Origin of the sequence: Reyranella sp. CPCC 100927 (assembly GCF_007859315.1) — a bacterium.
Lineage (GTDB): Bacteria > Pseudomonadota > Alphaproteobacteria > Reyranellales > Reyranellaceae > Vineibacter.
The window spans coordinates 576,386-592,928 of sequence record NZ_VOHA01000002.1; the positions used below are offsets into that span (position 1 = coordinate 576,386).

At 66.6% G+C, this 16,543-nt stretch carries 13 protein-coding genes and 1 pseudogene; 5 read left to right on the plus strand and 9 right to left on the minus strand.

The genetic code is table 11. The features are described 5' to 3' along the window. Nucleotides 1-47: 47 nt before the first annotated feature. Nucleotides 48-434 (minus strand): RidA family protein, encoded by a 387-nt coding sequence (locus tag FQU96_RS08770; RefSeq protein WP_146540479.1) that lies wholly within the window; start codon nt 432-434, stop codon nt 48-50. A 118-nt stretch (nt 435-552) separates the two neighbouring features. Here FQU96_RS08770 and trmFO point away from each other — a divergent pair, with 118 nt between their 5' ends. Beyond that, nucleotides 553-1,932, plus strand: coding sequence for a methylenetetrahydrofolate--tRNA-(uracil(54)-C(5))-methyltransferase (FADH(2)-oxidizing) TrmFO (trmFO, locus tag FQU96_RS08775; RefSeq protein ID WP_255467905.1), 1,380 nt, complete (start codon nt 553-555; stop codon nt 1,930-1,932). Next, nucleotides 1,929-2,561 carry a pyridoxamine 5'-phosphate oxidase family protein gene (locus tag FQU96_RS08780; protein ID WP_146540480.1) on the plus strand — a complete coding sequence of 211 codons (633 nt, stop codon included), beginning with the start codon at nt 1,929-1,931 and terminating at the stop codon, nt 2,559-2,561. Before trmFO ends, FQU96_RS08780 begins: the two co-directional genes overlap by 4 nt. A 25-nt stretch (nt 2,562-2,586) precedes the next feature. Here FQU96_RS08780 and FQU96_RS08785 read toward each other — a convergent pair whose 3' ends face one another. The 3 genes from FQU96_RS08785 to FQU96_RS08795 form a co-directional block, all read right to left on the minus strand. Next, the gene (locus tag FQU96_RS08785; protein WP_146540481.1) at nt 2,587-6,036 is read right to left on the minus strand and encodes an LAGLIDADG family homing endonuclease; all 3,450 of its coding nucleotides are present in this window, start codon (nt 6,034-6,036) and stop codon (nt 2,587-2,589) included. 248 nt (nt 6,037-6,284) lie between these two features. Then, nucleotides 6,285-7,013, minus strand: a complete 729-nt coding sequence (locus FQU96_RS08790; RefSeq protein ID WP_146540683.1) for a 1-acyl-sn-glycerol-3-phosphate acyltransferase — start codon at nt 7,011-7,013, stop codon at nt 6,285-6,287. A gap of 34 nt (nt 7,014-7,047) precedes the next feature. Then, nucleotides 7,048-7,602, minus strand: coding sequence for an HAD-IIIA family hydrolase (locus tag FQU96_RS08795; protein ID WP_218574656.1), 555 nt, complete (start codon nt 7,600-7,602; stop codon nt 7,048-7,050). Nucleotides 7,603-7,678: 76 nt separating this feature from the next. On the opposite strand from FQU96_RS08795, the pseudogene FQU96_RS43115 reads away from it, so the two are divergent. Both FQU96_RS43115 and FQU96_RS08800 read left to right on the plus strand, forming a co-directional pair. Next, nucleotides 7,679-7,780, plus strand: a pseudogene (locus FQU96_RS43115) (zinc-ribbon domain-containing protein); the annotation flags it as partial. 42 nt (nt 7,781-7,822) lie between these two features. Next, nucleotides 7,823-8,287: an FxLYD domain-containing protein gene (locus FQU96_RS08800; protein WP_255467906.1), complete on the plus strand. Its 465-nt coding sequence runs from the start codon at nt 7,823-7,825 to the stop codon at nt 8,285-8,287. 42 nt (nt 8,288-8,329) lie between these two features. Here FQU96_RS08800 and nadC read toward each other — a convergent pair whose 3' ends face one another. From nadC to FQU96_RS08820, 4 genes are all read right to left on the minus strand, one after another. After that, nucleotides 8,330-9,199 carry a carboxylating nicotinate-nucleotide diphosphorylase gene (gene nadC, locus FQU96_RS08805; RefSeq protein ID WP_146540483.1) on the minus strand — a complete coding sequence of 290 codons (870 nt, stop codon included), beginning with the start codon at nt 9,197-9,199 and terminating at the stop codon, nt 8,330-8,332. Beyond that, the gene (locus FQU96_RS08810) at nt 9,196-10,767 is read right to left on the minus strand and encodes an L-aspartate oxidase (protein WP_146540484.1); all 1,572 of its coding nucleotides are present in this window, start codon (nt 10,765-10,767) and stop codon (nt 9,196-9,198) included. Before FQU96_RS08810 ends, nadC begins: the two co-directional genes overlap by 4 nt. After that, nucleotides 10,764-11,780, minus strand: coding sequence for a quinolinate synthase NadA (gene nadA / locus FQU96_RS08815; RefSeq protein WP_146540485.1), 1,017 nt, complete (start codon nt 11,778-11,780; stop codon nt 10,764-10,766). The genes FQU96_RS08810 and nadA overlap by 4 nt, the downstream gene beginning before the upstream one ends. Nucleotides 11,781-11,924: 144 nt before the next feature. Further along, nucleotides 11,925-12,962 carry a hypothetical protein gene (locus FQU96_RS08820; protein ID WP_146540685.1) on the minus strand — a complete coding sequence of 346 codons (1,038 nt, stop codon included), beginning with the start codon at nt 12,960-12,962 and terminating at the stop codon, nt 11,925-11,927. Between the two features lie 135 nt (nt 12,963-13,097). Between FQU96_RS08820 and hpt the strand changes: the two genes are divergently transcribed. Continuing rightward, on the plus strand, nt 13,098-13,631 hold the full coding sequence (gene hpt / locus FQU96_RS08825) for a hypoxanthine phosphoribosyltransferase (RefSeq protein ID WP_146540486.1): 534 nt from the start codon (nt 13,098-13,100) through the stop codon (nt 13,629-13,631). A 296-nt stretch (nt 13,632-13,927) separates the two neighbouring features. Here the strand turns inward: hpt and FQU96_RS08830 are convergent, their stop codons facing one another. Further along, nucleotides 13,928-16,540, minus strand: a complete 2,613-nt coding sequence (locus FQU96_RS08830; RefSeq protein WP_146540487.1) for a TIGR02302 family protein — start codon at nt 16,538-16,540, stop codon at nt 13,928-13,930. Between the last annotated feature and the right edge of the window lie 3 nt (nt 16,541-16,543).

A 16,543-nucleotide genomic window follows, 5' to 3' on the forward strand; every position in this document is an offset into this window, starting at 1 on the left:
GTATACACTCATTATCCAAAGATTCAAGCCGACCGAACGGACCGGCATCAAACTTTGGACGCAACGACCTCGACTTCGACCAGCATGTCGGGACTGGCCAGGCCGGCAACCAGGGCCAGCGTCGATGCTGGCATCGGATCGTGCACATACTTGTCACGGACCGAGCGATAGGCGCCGATATAGCGCGCATCGGTGAGATAGCCGTTGATCTTGACGATGTCGCCATAGCCCATGCCGGCACTGCGCAGGATGGCACCGATGTTCTTCCACACCAGGTCGCACTGCTTCTCGATGCCGGCCGCGATCTTGCCCTTGGAGTCGACACCGACTTGTCCGGAGACATACAGCAAACGCTGTCCCGGCGGCAGTTCCACCGCGTGACTGTAACGCCCCATCAGCGCGACGCCTTTAGGGTTATGACGCTTGATTGACATGACGACTTCTCCCTCCCCCTGTGAGGTATACGCTCATGCAGCTTGACGGCTGGTTGCGCCGCCACAGCGCCGGCATTATGAGTTCGCGCCAATGCCGTCTGTCATCGGGATGTAAGCCGTGTCTGGCCTTGTGATCAACCCCGTCCATATCATCGGTGGCGGACTCGCCGGTGCAGAAGCCGCTTGGCAACTGGCGCGCGCAGGATTTCGCGCGACACTGCATGAGATGCGGCCGGTGCGCGGCACCGATGCGCACCAGACTGAAACCATCGCAGAACTCGTTTGCTCCAACTCATTCCGCTCGGACGATCGCGACCACAATGCCGTCGGCCTGCTGCATGAGGAAATGCGGCGTGCCGACTCGCTGATCCTGCGCGCCGCCGATGTGCACAAGGTGCCGGCCGGTGCCGCGCTTGCCGTCGACCGTCACGGCTTCTCCGCCGCCGTGCAGGCGGCGTTGGAAGCAGAGCCGCTGATCGATATCCGGCGCGAGGAAGTCGCCGGCCTGCCGCCCGCCGACTGGGACAGCGTCATCGTCGCGACAGGCCCACTGACCTCGCCCGCCCTCGCCCAGGCCGTTCTCGACCTGACCGGCGAGAGCAACCTTGCCTTCTTCGATGCCATCGCGCCGATTGTGCATCGCGACAGCATCGACTTCGACATTGCCTGGTTCCAGTCGCGCTATGACAAGGCTGGTCCGGGCGGCGATGGCGCCGACTACATCAATTGCCCGCTCGATCGCGATCAATACTACGCCTTCATCGACGCCCTGCTGGCGGGCGACAAGACCGACTTCAAGGAGTGGGAGCGCAGTACGCCCTATTTCGACGGCTGCCTGCCGATCGAAATCATGGCCGAACGCGGCCGCGATACGCTCGCCTTCGGCCCGATGAAACCGGTCGGCCTCACGGACCCGCGGACCGGACGTCGGCCGTTCGCCGTCGTGCAGCTACGACAGGACAATGCGCTGGGCACACTGTTCAACATCGTGGGCTTCCAGACCAAGCTGAAGCACGGCGAACAGACGCGGATCTTCCGCATGATTCCGGGCCTGCAGCAGGCCGAGTTCGCGCGCCTGGGCGGCCTGCACCGCAACACCTTCATCAACAGCCCACGCCTGCTCGACGACACGCTGCGCCTGAAGGCACAGCAACGCCTGCGCTTCGCCGGCCAGATCACCGGCTGCGAAGGCTATGTCGAGAGCGCTGCCATCGGCCTGCTGGCGGGCCGCTTCGCCGCCGCCGAGCGCATGGGCCAGCAACCGGTGCTGCCGCCCCCGACAACCGCGTTCGGCGCCATCCTGGCGCACATCACCGGCGGTGCGGCAGCCGACACGTTCCAGCCGATGAACGTCAACTTCGGGCTGTTCCCCGACGTGCCGACGCCCTCGGGCGCGCGACGGCCGTTGCGTGGCAAGGACAAGAAGCTGGCGCTGACAGGCCGCGCCCTGGCCGACCTCGATGCCTGGCTGAACCCGCGGCGCGCTGTCGCGGAATGACCGAGATGGACGACGTGCCGCCGTCCCCGCCGCCCTGTGACGTCGCCTTCACGCCGTCCGTCAAGGCGGCACAGTCGCGGCTCGGGTCGCGCGCGCACATGGAGCGCATGGAGGGTGAGCGACCGTGGCTCACCGAGGTCACGGACGACCTGGCGACATTCCTGACCGTCGTCGACGCGTTCTTCTTCGCGACGGCCAGCGCCGACGGCCAGCCTTACATCCAGCACCGGGGCGGACCGCCCGGCTTCCTGAAGGTCATCGACAAGCGCACGCTGGGCTTCGCCGACTTTCGCGGCAACCGGCAATACATCACCGTCGGCAATCTTGCCGAGAACCCACGCTGCCACATCTTCATCCTGCACTTCGCCACCCGTCAGCGCATCAAGCTCTGGGGCCGCGCCCGCTATGTCGAGGACGACGCCGCGCTGATGACCCGGCTCGCGATCCCAGGGTATCGCGCCGTGGTCGAGCGCGCCGTCCTGTTCGAAATCGAGGCCTGGGACGTCAACTGTCCGCAACACATCACGCCACGCTACAGCGAAGCCGAAATCGCACCCGCGGTCGACAAGCTCGCGGCCCGGATCAAAGAGCTGGAAGACGAGGTGGCGCGACTGAAGGCGCCCGTTTAGTCACCGGAGTGGCGCGCTCCCAGCGTTACCCGCAGCGGGAATAGCCGCAGGACAGACAAAGGTCACAGCCGTCACGGTGCGTGAGCGCTGCCGCGCCGCATTGCGAGCACTGTCCCAACCGCTGGCCCTCGGACGCGCCAGGGCCACCGCCATCGGATGGCTCGCCGCCGACGGCAGCCTTCAACTGCACCGAATCGATGCTCAACGGTCGCTCGCCCGGCGCCAGGAAACCGATGTCGACCAGATGCCGTTCGATCACCGCGCCGATCGCCGCCAGCAATGACGGCACGTAGCGGCCCTCCATCCACTGGCCGCCGCGCGGGTCGAACACCGCCTTCAGCTCCTCGACCACGAACGATACATCACCACCACGGCGGAACACGGCCGAGATCATGCGCGTGAGCGCCACGGTCCAGGCGTAGTGCTCCATGTTCTTGGAGTTGATGAAGATCTCGAACGGCCGGCGGCGGCCATCCTGCACGATGTCGTTCAACGTGATGTAGATCGCGTGGTCACTGCCCGGCCATTTGATCTTGTAGGTGCTGCCCGGCAATTCGGCCGGCCGTTCCAGCGGCTGCGCAATATAGACCACGCCGTCCTTGGCCGGAGCCTTCACGGGCGCCAATGCCACTGGCGTGGCTTCCGCCGCCGAGGTGGTCAACACCGCGCCGGTCACGGCGTTGGGCCGATACGTCGTGCAACCCTTGCAGCCGAGCCGATAGGCTTCAGTATAGACGTCCTTGAAGGCCTCGAAGGAAATCGACTCCGGCAGGTTGATGGTCTTGGAGATCGAGCTGTCGACGTACTTCTGCGCCGCCGCCTGCATGGCCAGATGCGCCGCCGGCGGCAACGTCTGGGCATCGACGAAGGCGTCGGGCAGCGCCACCTCGGGGCCCTCCAGGTGCCGGAAGAGTCGGTAGGCATAGTCCGCCACCTCCTCGCTGCGACGCGATCCGTCGGGCATGGTCACGGCCCGCTCGTAGGTAAAGGCGAACACCGGTTCGATGCCCGACGACACGTTGTCGGCCAGCAGCGAAATGGTACCCGTCGGGGCGATCGAGTTCAGCAGCGCATTGCGCATGCCGTAACGCGCAATCGAATCGCGCACATCGGAGTCCAATGCGCTCACTGTCTCGCCCGCGAGGTAGCGGTTGCGGTTGAACAGCGGGAAGCTGCCCTTCTCGGCCGACAGGTCGCTGGAGGCCAGATACGATTGACGGCGCACCGCGGCCAGCCATTCCTCGGTCAACCGCAATGCTTCCGGCGAGCCGTAGCGCACACCGCACATGATCAGCGCATCGGCAAGCCCGGTGACACCCAGCCCCATGCGGCGCTTGGCCTGAGCCTCCTCCTTCTGTGCCGGCAGCGGAAAGCGCGACACGTCGATGGCGTTGTCCAGCATGCGTACCGCCAGCGGCACCAGCGCCTCGAGCGCCGCCATGTCCAAAGCCGCACTCTCTTCAAAAGGATCCTTCACCAGGCGCGCCAGATTGATCGAGCCCAGCAGGCAAGCGCCGTACGGGGGAAGTGGCTGCTCGCCGCAGTTATGGACGACGATGCCGTTGGCATCGAAGGCATTGACGCCAGGCACGCTGGCGTCAAACACCGTCTCGACGCCGTCCGCCTGTACCGAGGCGACGCGCGCTATGAAGCGCTCTCGATTCGGCTGCCGACGGTATGCCGACACGAGTGCTTTCAGGCGTATCGCCTTGGATGCATGCGTGAATCCAACCACCTCGGCGAAACGCTGGACATTGTCACCGGCGACAACGAGCTCGTGCTGGGCCTTGATGGCATAGTCCTTTAGACCGCCGCGCCCGTCCGGCAATGAGCGGGTACCGGCAGCGCGCCGCTGCGTGTAGATCGTTGAAACGATGCCGAGCCGCAGCAACATGCGCTGAACCGCTTCAAGACGCGGCAGATCGCTCTGTGCCAACCGAACGCTGACGCCCTTGGCCTGCGAACCGATCACGGTTCCATCGCAATCGAAGAACCCTCGCAGGAATCCCCGATAGAAATCGCTCGACGCGCGTTCCATGCGCGCCGTAATGGCCTTGTTGCCGGGAGACATGCCCACATCGACAGCGAGTTGCCTCACCGCGCCGGTCGCCAGTCGGAACTCCTGCCGGCCTTCAACCGCCATCCAGCCGGAGAAATCCGCACGATGCGGCAACCGCCGAGCCGCGCTCAGCGCCGCGTCCATGATGGAAACAGCGTCGGGGTCAGCGCAACCGTCGTTTACCGCCGCGGTTCGCGACCATACCGACAGGACTGCCTTGTCCGATTTGAGCGTTCCGTCGCCGACCAGCAAACCCAGCAGATAGCCGCGATCGGCATCGAATTCCCCCGACCATTCGATAATCGCGCGATGATCGTGCAGAACAACCCGATCATCGGCCGTGAGCTCACCTGCCGCCCGCCATGTCGTTTCCTGTCGCCAGCGCGTCTGCGACGACACCACGCAAACGAGATGATCGGCCGTCAATCTCAGCTGGTAGCCTTCGACCGTCGTCAGCCGTACCACCGGCTTATGTCCAGTCGCGAAAAACCCCTGTGCCGTCGTATCGTGGGGCGTGCCGTTGACGAGCAGTGTCGCCGGCCGGCCGACCAGTTCGCTCACCTGTCGCGCACCTTCAACGGTCTGAATCCAGGTATCGGCTGTGACGCAGGGGTTGGTCGCGCTGATCGATTCGCAATAGGCGAGGTTGTTGGCGCGGTTGATGCGATCGATGAAGATCACACCCGGCTCGGCGACCTCGTAGGTCGCGCGCATGATGCGATCCCACAGCGCGCGCGCACGCACCGTGCGGAAGGTGCGGCCGCCGAACACCAGCGGCCAGTCGCCGTCGGCCGTCACGGCAGCCATGAACGCGTCGCTGACCAGCACCGACAAATTGAAATTGCGCAGGCGGCGCGCGTCGCGCTTGGCGTCGACGAAATCCTCGATGTCGGGATGGTCGCAGCGCAAGGTCGCCATCATGGCACCGCGCCGCGACCCGGCACTCATGATCGTGCGGCACATCGCGTCCCACACGTCCATGAAGCTGAGCGGACCGGAGGCGTCGGCGCCGACACCCAGGACTGGCGCACCGCATGGCCGCAGGGTCGAGAAGTCGTAGCCGATGCCGCCACCGCGCTGCATGGTCAGAGCAGCTTCCTTCAGGTGCTCGAAGATGCCCGCCATGTCGTCGGGGACGGCGCCCATGACGAAGCAGTTGAACAGCGTCACATCCCGGCCGCTGCCGGCACCGGCGAGGATGCGCCCCGCAGGCAGAAACTTGTGATCGCGCAGGGCCTCGAAGAAGCGTGGCGTCCACAGGGCCGGCTCGCGTTCGTTGGCCGCCAGTGCCTCGGCCACACGCCGCCACGTCTCATCGATCGTCTTGTCCACCACCCCATCGGCGGTGGAGAGACGATATTTCATCTCCCAGATGCGGGTGGCGATCGGCGACGGAGGCATAGCGATGCCGACCATGCGGACTCTCCTGCGCGGACATCCGGAAGCGGCACGCCCCGACCCGCGGATAGCTTTACGACTCTCTGGAAACCTGAAATTTAGTCACGCCGACCATCACGGTCAACAAACCGTTCACTATTTGTTCAAAGCCCAGCGGTACCCATTATCAACAAGTGGCTTTTGATCAACGCACTGAATTGTACAGATTTTTTGCCCTTGTCCCCAGCTTCATCCACAAACGGTGCGGGACCGAAGCATCGGGCCACTCACTCTTTCGTCATCGGCGGCTCGGCGGCCAATCGCTGGGTGGCGGTCTCGATCCGGTCGCGCAGTGCCTGCATAAAATCGGCCCGCGCCATGCCGGGTGCGATCGGTGGCAGGATCTCGACGGTGATCGTACCCGGCTTCTTGATGAAGGTGCGCCGCCCCCAGAACAGGCCGGAATTCAACGCCACCGGCACCACCGGCACCTTGAGCTGTGTGTACAGTGCCGCCACGCCGGGCTGGTACGGCGCCTCGGCGCCGACCGCCGTGCGCGTGCCTTCCGGAAAGATGACAATCGGCCGGCCGGCGTCCAGCGCTCGGCGCGCATCGCGCAGGATCGAGCGCAATGCCGACGGCCCCGCAGAGCGGTCAATACCGATATTGCGGGCACGCCACATCATCCAGCCGACGACGGGGATATAGAACAGGTCGCGCTTGAGCACGAAGGCGCCGTCGGGAAAGACATGGGTGAAGGCGAGCGTTTCCCACGTCGACTGATGCTTCGATGCGATGATGCAGGGACCAGACGGCAGATTCTCGAACCCATGCACCCGGTGCGTCAGCCGGCATGTCGCCTGCAGCAGTGCGAGCGAGGCTCGTGTCCAGATGCGGGCATAGGCGGTCACGGCCCGCGCCGGCAACGCCAGCACCGGCAGGCCGACGATCGCCAGCACGGTCGACAGCAGGTAGAAGCCGACATTGAAGAGGAACGAGCCGATCGCCTGTCGCATGGTCACACGCTTATCACACCGTGGGCGAAGCGACTCACTGCAGTTCCCCTTTCAGATAGGAGTCCACAGCGGCGGCGAGATCGGCGCGGACCGCGACCGGCAACAGATCGGCGGGAACGCCGGCGGCCTGGACCTTGGTGCCTTTGCCCGTGCGCACCAGCACACGACGACATCCGGCAGCCTTCGCGGCCTGAAGATCACGCAGGTCGTCGCCGATCATCGGCGTGTCCTCGGCACCGGCGCGAAAGAGTCGCAACGCTTCCAGCAGCATGCCCGGTTCGGGCTTGCGGCGCGGCGAAGGACGGTCCGGCGGATCGGTGCAAACGAGTATGGCGTCGAGACGCGCGCCCTCGCGTGCCAGGCGCGTGCGCAGCTCGCTGTGGATACGATCCAGCATCTGCATCGATATGATATTGCGGCCGACGACGGACTGGTTGGTCACGACCGCGACGCGCACATCGGCCTCGTTGAGACGTGCAATCGCTGCTGCGGCACCGGGCAGCAGCACAAGCTCGTCCGGACTCTTCACCGAGTCCGGGCGATCGTTGTTGATCACCCCATCGCGATCGAGCAGAACCAGCCGCAGCATCACACTGTGTCTCGCTTGTTTTACAAGAGCTTGTAAACTACTGTCCGCTCGCTAATACATCTGGTATCCCTCGCTTATGCAACTCACCTGTCCGAATTGCTCGGCGCGCTATCTCGTCGATCCCGCCGCAATCGGCCCGACAGGTCGGACGGTCCAGTGTTTCCGCTGCGGCCACAAATGGCAGGCGCGGCTATCGACGCCGGTCGGTACTGCAGAGCCGGTGCCAGCACCCACGCCCGTGCCGGATTTCATCATCCGGCCGCCGAGCCAGCCCGAGGCGAACTATCTGCCGGCAATTCCGGCGGATCCGGGCATGCCCACATGGCTGAAGACCGTGCTCGGCATGCTGCTGCTGCTCGCCGTACTGGGTGGCGGCATGTATCTGTTCCGCGATCAGCTGTTTGCGACGCTGGCCGTCGATCAGGAGACGGCCAAGATCACGCGCGCCGCCGGTGCCGACGGAAAGACAGCGATCATCGTCACGGGCGACATCGTGAACACCGGCCGTGGCGAGGAAACCGTGCAGCGACTGCGCCTGCGGTTCAAGGACGTAGACGGCACGGTCATCGGCGAGCGCACCATCGCGATTACGGCCACGAGTCTCCCACCCCAAGGACGCACCCGGTTCGAGGTCCGCATCGAGGATGCTCCGGCGGCGTCCAAAGTGGAGGTAGCGGCAGAGTGATCTCGAAGGAGAGCGGGCCGGAGGCCCGCTCTCCCGGGAGACTCAGCCCTTCTGGAAATCCAGACCCAGGTCGAGCGCCGCGGCGCTGTGCGTGATCCAGCCTGCCGAGATGATATCGACGCCGCTGGCGGCAACGGCCGCGACGGTGTCGCGCGTGATCCGACCGGACGCTTCGCTCACGGCACGACCGGCGATCTTGGCCACGGCCTCCGTCATCACGGCGGGAGTCATGTTGTCGAGCAGCACGGCATCGACGCCCGCGGCCAAGGCGGCATCGAGGTCCGACAAGGTCTCGACCTCGACCTCGATCTTCACCATATGGCCGATCGCCTGCCGCGCCCGCGCGACAGCCACGCCGATACCACCGACGGCCTCGATATGATTGTCCTTGATCAGCACGCCATCATCGAGGCCGAAGCGATGGCTGACGCCACCGCCGGCGCGAACGGCGTGCTTCTCCAGTGCCCTCAGGCCCGGCGTCGTCTTGCGCGTGCAGGTGATGCGCGCGCGATGACCCTTGGCGCCGTCAACCAGCGATGCGGTCGCGGTGGCAACGCCCGACAGATGACACAGGAAGTTCAACGCCACCCGCTCTGCCGTCAGGATCGCACCGGCCGGACCGGCAATGCTGGCGACGACGTCGCCGGCGGCGACGCGACTGCCGTCGGGCCGCTGGATCGTCAGGGTGATCGCGGGATCCAGAAGCCGAAACGCGATCGCCGCGCACTCCAGGCCGGCCACGACTCCCGGCTGCCGCGTGGCGATGACGGCGCGGACGCGGGCCGATGCCGGCACGATGCTCGACGTGGTGATGTCGCCGGCGCGACCGAGGTCCTCGGTCAACGCGGCCCGGACGATGGGCTCGACCAGCAGCGACGGCAGTGGGACGAGTGAGGGGTTGGATGCGCTCACGATACGATCTCCTTCATGCGAGGCGTTGTTGTTTCCGAGGAATCCAGGTCGCGCAGAGTCAACAGGCTGCGCCGGGCGAGTGCCGGCGCTGACGCCGGATAGTCGGTACGGCAATGACCGCCGCGGCTTTCGCGGCGCCGCAATGCCGCGGCGCTCACCAGCGCACCGACCAGCGCCGCATCGGCAAGCGATCGCGAGGATGCTGTCCGTCGCAACGTGTTCAGTTCGTCGAGTGCCTGGCGCAGTCCCGTGGCGTCACGCTCGACGCCCACGCTGGCGCTCATGCGACGCCGAAGCCGCGCCATCCCGGCCGGATCATGCGGATCATCGACGCCCGCGACACGCGATCGTGCCGCCGATTGCGGGCTGGCCGTGCGTGGTGCGGCGCTTGCGATATCCGCTGCCGCGCGGGCACCGAACACCAGCGCCTCCAGCAGCGAGTTGCTGGCCAGGCGATTGGCCCCGTGCAGGCCCGTCGACGCGACTTCACCCACGGCCCACAGCCCGGATACCGTGCTGCGTCCCCGCGCATCCACCGCCACACCACCCATGTGATAGTGCGCCGCCGGCGCAATCGGGATCGGCATCGTGGCGGGATCCACACCGGCAGTGCGGCAGGCGCCGTACACGGTCGGGAAGCGCATCGGGAACGCCGCACCGACAGCCTGCCGCGCATCGAGATAGACGCGGTCGCCGGCAAGCTGCTTGCGCCAGACGGCGCGCGCCACGATGTCGCGCGGCGCCAGATCGGCCAGCGGGTGCAGCGTCGCCATGAACGGCGCGCCCGTCTTGTCGAGCAGCACGGCACCCTCGCCGCGCAAGGCCTCGGTCACCAGCGGCATGGGATCGCGGCCGGCATCGAGCGCCGTTGGATGGAACTGCACGAACTCGAGATCAGCCAGCGCCGCGCCTGCCCGCGCCGCCAGCGCCAGACCACGGCCGCGTGCCGTCACCGGGTTGCTGGTGTGCTGGTAGAGTCCGCCCAGGCCGCCCGTCGCCAGCACCACGGCATCGGCGGCGAACAAGACCGCTGCACCCCGATGACGCACGATCACGCCGCATGCCGCACCATCGACAACGGCCAGCTCCTGCGCGACAGCATCCTCGACCAGGGTGATCGACGGCGTCCGTCGAGCCGCGACGAGCAAAGCCCGCATGATCTCGCTGCCCGTCGCATCGCCGGCGGCGTGCGCAATGCGATGGCGGTGGTGACCGCCCTCGCGACCCAGGCGCAGGCTGCCGTCGGCACCACGGTCGAAGCAGACGCCCAGCGCGATGAGGTCCTCGATGCACGCGGGTGCCGCCTGCGTCACGGTGTCGACGATCGCCGGATCGGCGATGCCGCCGGCGGCCGCCAAGGTATCGGCGGCATGCAGGCCGGGATGGTCGTCGGCACTCCACGCCGCGGCAATACCACCCTGGGCCCAGGCACTGGCGGCACCTTCGCCCAGCGACGTGGCGCTCAACACCGTGACCGGCATCGGCGCCAGCCGTAACGCCGTCGCCAGGCCACCGATGCCGGCGCCAACGACGACGGCACCGGTGCGTCTGATGTCGACGGTACTCATCGCGGCTTCACCGCCAGCATGCGCTCGACCGCGCGGCGCGCCGGCGCTGCGATCGCCGCCGGCACCTCAATGGCGTGTGTCATGGTCTCCAAGGCACGCCGGATGCCGGGCAGCGTGATGCGTTTCATGTGCGGACAGAGGTTGCAGGGACGGACGAACTCCAGCTCCGGGTGCTGGGCGGCGACGTTGTCGCTCATCGAGCATTCCGTGATCAGCACCACGCGCGGCGGGCGTTTCTGCACCACGTAGTCGTTCATGCCCTGGGTCGACCCGACGAAATCGGCCGCCGCCACAACCTCGGGTGAGCATTCGGGATGGGCCAGCACGACCACGCCGGGATGGCCGGCACGCAGCTGGCGGATATCGTCGGCGCTGAAACGCTCATGCACTTCGCAGCGGCCGTGCCAGGCGATCACCTCGACCGACGTCTGGGCTGCGATGTTGCGCGCCAGATATTCGTCCGGCAGCATGATCACGCGCGGCACGCCCAGCGACTCGATGACGGCACGCGCGTTGCCTGAAGTGCAGCAGACGTCGGTTTCGGCCTTCACCTCGGCCGACGTGTTGACGTAGCTCACCACCGGCACGCCGGGATAGCGCTGCCGCAGCAGGCGCACGTCGGCGCCGGTGATGGACTCCGCCAGCGAGCAGCCGGCTTCGAGATCGGGGATCAGCACTGTCTTGCTGGGATTGAGCAGCTTGGCGGTCTCGGCCATAAAATGCACGCCGCACAGCACGATCACCGATGCGTCGGTGCGGGCTGCCTCGCGGGCCAGCGCCAGCGAATCACCGACGATGTCTGCGACGCCATGAAAGATCTCCGGTGTCTGGTAGTTGTGCGCCAGGATCACCGCATCGCGCTCGCGCTTCAGCCGCAGGATGGCATCGATGTCCTCGGCGAACGCCGGCCACTCGAACGGCGGGATCACCGTGCGCACGCGATCGTAGATCGGCGCAACGCGTGCCAGGACGTCGGCGGGAACCACGGGCGGGGTGGCGAGAGTCGTTGCCATGGGGTGCTCCTATACTCAGTTTGAGCATTAGGGTGACCCGAGAAAACCGGGGTCACCCAGTCAACTTATGCTAAGTTTGAGTATAAGGAGATTCAAGAGCCTGTTGCCGCCGCAGCGGCAGATTATTGCATGGCTGCCATGGTGCTATTCGGAGGCGCGGGCGATCGGCAGGCGCAATCCGGGCGCCAGCCGCTCGAGTACGACCTCCTCGCGGAAGCGCACCTCGCGCGCCGGACGGCCGCCGGTGGCCGTGATGATGCGGCCGGTTTCCTCGACCAGCCCTTGCTGCTCCACCAGGCGTCGGAAGTTCTGCTTGTGCAGACGCACACCGGCCAGTGCCTCGACGGCGCGCTGCAATTGCAGCAAGGTGAAACCCGAAGGCATCAGCTCGAAGACCACCGGGCGGTACTTGATCTTGCCGCGCAGGCGCGCGATCGCGGTGGCGAGGATGCGCCGGTGGTCGGCAGCCATGGGCTGGCCTTCGTGCAGCAGATCCTTCGCCTCGCCCGACAGACCATCACGGCGCGCTTCGGCAACGAGGCCGACTTCGTAGAGCAGTTCATACCGCTCCAGCACACGCTCGTCGCTCCAGGCAACGCCGTCGAACCCGAAGGCGACGATAACCCGCTCCTTGCGCGCGGCGCGTTCGACTTTGGAATCGCCCGCGGCAACCCAGCGCCGCAACGGCTTGTCGACGCGATCCAGAACCGCCGGACGGCCGTGCCGCCAATCCTCCCACGGGAAATAGCGATACCAGTCGTGCCAAGGCGCATCGACGGCGGTTGTCACCCCGGTTTCCTGAGCCAGCGCCAGATAGCCGATCGAGAGTACCCGGCTGCCGGCCGCGGCCCCGGCGTCGCTCATGCGGTCGCGGTCACCGAACGTGTACAGCTGCTCGACGTAATCCAAGCGCACACCGGTCTGGGTTTCCACCCAGGCTCGCAGGCCAGCTTCCAGCGTGCGATGGCGGTGCTCGAGCGGCCCTGAGGGCAACGCATCCAGCGCCGCCGTTCCCAGCTCGGCGCGAGCCATCCGACGATCGGCTGCCGATGCCCGATCCTGGCCGGGGGTCACGAGCACACGCGGCTGATCCCGGGTGAAAGCCACCACCACGGCCGTCAGGTCCACGACGGCAGCCTGCTCCTCGGCCGGCGACGATTTCAGTCTGGGGGCGGGGAGCATCGCCACGTGGAATCAGGACCCTTCTGCAGTGGTGGGCACAGTCTAGCCGCCGGCCACCGCCATGACGAGAGCGCAGCAGCCCTTGCGTCAGGTCGTCAAATTGACTTCATCGCACCGTCACGTCACGGTAGCGCTGTGACAGACCGCTCCTCCATCGCCATTCGCATCTCGTCGGCCGAGATCGCCGCACGAATCGAAGAATTGGCGCACGATATCCAGGCGGCGATGGCCGAGGACACGCTGATGGTGCCGATTCTGACCGGCAGCTTCGTGTTCGCGGCCGATCTGGTGCGAGCGCTGGCCCGTGCCGGTGCCGACTGGCCGCTGGATTTCATGACCTTGTCGAGCTACGGCGCGGGGACCCAATCGTCAGGCAAGATCGACATCGTGCGCGACCTGCGCGAGCCGGTCAGCGGACGCTCCGTGCTGGTGATCGACGATATCCTGGATACCGGCCGCACACTGCTGTTCGCGCGCAACCTGCTGCGCGAGCGCGGCGCCCGGGATGTGAAGATCTGCGCTCTTCTCGACAAGCCAGCGCGACGAACGGTTGACCTCGCCGCCGACTTCGTTGGTTTCGCCGTCACCGACGAATTCCTGGTGGGCTATGGCCTGGACAAGGCCGGCCGCTACCGCGGCCTGCCCTATATCGGCGCCATCGAGAGCTGATTTCCCTGAGAACGCGGGCCTCTGGCCCGCTCACGTCAGGCAAAAGCAAAGCTGCGAGGCGGGCGGAACGCCCATAGGCGCTAACTTACGCATGAACCTCACCCTGAGGAGCGGCCCGCAGGGCCGCGTCTCGAAGGGTGGGCAACGACGCAGGCGCTGCGAACACGCTTTTTCCAAGACTTCGCCTATAGCCTATCCTTCGAGACGGCCGCTACGCGGCCTCCTCAGGATGAGGTCAGTGGTTGGAACATCGCCAAAAGTTAGCGCCTATGGGCGGAACGCCCGCGCTCCCAGGCTCAGAACTGCCGCAGCAGACGGTCGATGTAGTCGAGTTCCGGCTTGGGCCGTTCCGGCTCGCCGGCGCGGCGACGCAGTTCCTCGAGGATCTCGCGTGAGCGCTGGCGGTCGAGACGATCGGGCACTTTGGTGTCGTCAGTGTCGAGCGTGTCGCCGTAGTTGCCCTCGGAGCGGCCGAACGGGTCGCGGTTCTGCGCCTGACGGCGTTCCTGGACCTCGCCGCGGTCCTGCTGGTTGCCCGGGCCACGCTGCATCCGCTCGGCCATGTCCTGCATGCCCTGCTGCAGATGGTCCAATGCCCGGCGCTGGGCGCGCGCGGCGCCCTCGTAGTCGCCGCGCCGCAGCGCCTCCTCGGCGTCGCGCATCGAGCGTTCGCTCTGCCCCAGCGATCCCGGGACGTCACCGGGCTGGTCGCCGAAGCGGCCCATGAAATCGCCCAGCCGACGACGCAGGGCCTCCTGCTGACCACCGAGCTGGTCGCCCGGCGACGTGCCCTGGCCGGGCTGCCGGCCCTGCCCGCGCTGGCCCTGCTGCTGGCCTTGTTGACCCTGCTGGCCCTGCTGGCCTTGCTGACCCTGCTGGCCTTGTTGTCCTTGCTGGCGGCCTTGCTGCTGCTGGTCACCGCGCTGGCCCTGCTGGCCACGCTGTTGGCGCTCGGACTCGCCCAGCAACTTGTTCTGCTGGCGCGCCATCTGATCCATTTCGTTCATCATCTGGCGGCCCTGCTGCTGCTGGCCCTGCTGCCCCTGCTGGCCCGGCTGCCGATCGGAGAGCATGGGCTTCATGTTCTCCATGTCCTTCAGCATCTGCTCCAGCATGCGCTTGGCCTCGTCGCGCTGGCCGTTGCGCGCCATGTCGCGCGCCCGGTCCATCATCGACTGCAGGTCCTCCGAATTCATCATCTGGTCGGGATCCATCTCCTGCGCTTCGCGCTCGGCCTTCTCGCGCTCGGCCGGATCCTTCATGCGCTCGGCGAATTCGCGCATCATGCGATCCATCGCCTCGCGCAGCTGCTGGATCAGCTTCTCGATCTCCGGATCGGGCGCGCCGCGATCCAGTGCGTCCTTCAGTTCGCGCTGGGCATCACGGAACTCACGCTGGGCGTCGGTCAGGTCGTCGGTCTCCAACCGCACGGCCAGGTCCCACATCAGCTGCTGTACCTGGGGGATCGTGCCGCCGGTCTTGTCCGATGCCAGTCGCGCGGCCGCCGTGCGCAGACCCAGGTGCACTACCGGATCGCCCTTGTAGTCGTTCGGCCGCGAATTCAGCACCAGCAGCCCCTGCGCCGTCGGCACGCGGTTGCCCTGCGGATCCTGCGACAAACCCTTGCGCAGCGCGATGATACGGCGCGCCACGGGATGCGAGAAGCGCCGTTCCGGCAGGGTGAACTGCACCGCCTTGCTGTGGCCCTGCTGGCCTGCGGCGTCGGTCGCAATCAGCTCCATCATCACGGGCAACCCGGCCCATGGATGTGGTGTCAGATCCTGGCGGACGAAATCCTCGATGCGGGTGCGGCCGGTACCGGCCAACGGCAGGTCGATGGCCACCCATTGCGGATCTTCGTCGCTGACGAAGCCGGTGAGCGCGCTGCCGTGCAGGCGCATGCGGGCCGAAATGCTCGCCACGCCGAAGTCGTCGCCGGCGATGTAGTCGATGCGCGTTTCGCGCCGCTCGGTGGCGGCCGGGTCGCGCGTGAATTCGACCGTCGGCGCCAGATCGGCCTGCAGCTTCACGACCCACGTGGCGCGCTCGCGCCCGCGCACCATCACCGCGAGCTTCTCGCCGCGATCGAGCTGCGCTTCGACCTGGTACTTCGCGCCCGACACCGACGTGAAGGGAACTTCGCGATCGTCGATCATCAGGATCGGCGCCCGACTGCCCGGCACGTTGTCGACAAAGCCGGCGATCTTGGAACCCGCCGGCACGCGCAGCACCTTGACGGGCTGCTTGTCGTCGACCGCTTCCTTGGTTTCGAGATAGATCGGCGGCTTGCGGGTATAGGCCGGCGGCGACACCCAAAGCTCGACCACCAGTGGCGGCGGCGGCGGGAACGCCGGCGAGAAGGCCGCGGCGATGCGATCGCTGCGCCAGCCACCGGCGACGACCACGGCGACGACCAGCAACAACAACGGGACCAGGCGGAACGCACGCAGGTCGAGCGCCGGCACGCCAGGACGTGGCGGGCTGTTGCGCAGGGCGGCCAGCCGTTCGGCCTCACGCTTGCGGTGTGCCTCCCAGAGGGCGGCGGCGAACGGGTCGTTCTTGCCGATCGCCAGCGAATCGGACAGCGCGACCAGCGGCCGGTGCGGAACGCCGCTGTCGGTTTCCAGCCGGCGCGCTGCATTCTCGCGTCCGGGCCAGCGGAAGCCGCGGAACAACCACCACAGACCGCCGACCAAGGCCAGGCCCAGCACAACCAGGATGGCCGTATGCGTCCACGGCTCCAGGCCGGCGAACAGGTCGAGATGGGCTGCGGCAAGGAAAAGACCGATGACGCCGATGACCGGCACCAGACGCGGCCACAGGGCTTCCCACGCCAGGCTCGAACGCGCCAGCGCGACCTTGCGGCGTACGCCGCGCGGCTCTTCCCAGGACGAGGGCTCGACCGACATGCG

Bases quoted from the DNA above. Each gene is read 5' to 3' on its own strand.
- FQU96_RS08770 (WP_146540479.1), bottom strand. From the start codon at position 434: ATGTCAATCAAGCGTCATAACCCTAAAGGCGTCGCGCTGATGGGGCGT.
- FQU96_RS08780 (WP_146540480.1), top strand. From the start codon at position 1,929: ATGACCGAGATGGACGACGTGCCGCCGTCCCCGCCGCCCTGTGACGTC.
- FQU96_RS08785 (WP_146540481.1), bottom strand. From the start codon at position 6,036: ATGGTCGGCATCGCTATGCCTCCGTCGCCGATCGCCACCCGCATCTGG.
- FQU96_RS08790 (WP_146540683.1), bottom strand. From the start codon at position 7,013: ATGCGACAGGCGATCGGCTCGTTCCTCTTCAATGTCGGCTTCTACCTG.
- FQU96_RS08795 (WP_218574656.1), bottom strand. From the start codon at position 7,602: ATGCTGCGGCTGGTTCTGCTCGATCGCGATGGGGTGATCAACAACGAT.
- FQU96_RS08810 (WP_146540484.1), bottom strand. From the start codon at position 10,767: ATGAGTACCGTCGACATCAGACGCACCGGTGCCGTCGTCGTTGGCGCC.
- nadA (WP_146540485.1), bottom strand. From the start codon at position 11,780: ATGGCAACGACTCTCGCCACCCCGCCCGTGGTTCCCGCCGACGTCCTG.
- FQU96_RS08820 (WP_146540685.1), bottom strand. From the start codon at position 12,962: ATGCTCCCCGCCCCCAGACTGAAATCGTCGCCGGCCGAGGAGCAGGCT.
- FQU96_RS08830 (WP_146540487.1), bottom strand. From the start codon at position 16,540: ATGTCGGTCGAGCCCTCGTCCTGGGAAGAGCCGCGCGGCGTACGCCGC.